The following is a 329-nucleotide window of genomic DNA, read 5'->3' as shown; positions in this document are numbered from 1 at the left end:
GGTTAACAAAGATGCTTACGACAACGATATCAGCGTATTCGCGTGCTTTACGCACTAAAGTTAAGTGACCTTCGTGAAGGTTGCCCATGGTTGGGACAAACGCAATTTTACGACCTTCACGTTTAAAGGTTTTAAGGTGTTCACGAACTGCTGAGATTTCCGCAAAAGTTTGCATGCATTTATCCTCTAGGCAATGGTATGAGCGTCGTCTGGGAATACACCGTTGGCTACATCTTCAATATATTTAGCAACGGCTTTGCGCATATCACCTGTTTCAGCAAGAAAGTTTTTGGAGAATTTCGGCATGTAGTTGGCAGAGATACCGAACA

At 43.2% G+C, this 329-nt stretch carries 2 protein-coding genes; both read right to left on the bottom strand.

All coding sequences use genetic code 11. The annotated features are described in order from the left end of the window. A partial coding sequence (locus FTW16_RS04475; protein ID WP_146490207.1) for a pantoate--beta-alanine ligase occupies positions 1–175 on the bottom strand: 175 nt, incomplete at its 3' end. Positions 176–186: 11 nt separating this feature from the next. Next, a partial coding sequence (locus FTW16_RS04470) for a 3-methyl-2-oxobutanoate hydroxymethyltransferase (protein ID WP_186728024.1) occupies positions 187–329 on the bottom strand: 143 nt, incomplete at its 5' end.

The organism is Vibrio sp. T20 (assembly GCF_007858795.1).
GTDB lineage: Bacteria > Pseudomonadota > Gammaproteobacteria > Enterobacterales > Vibrionaceae > Vibrio > Vibrio satsumensis.
Note: the sequence above shows the minus strand (reverse complement) of the source record. Positions and strands in the feature narration are given on the sequence as shown.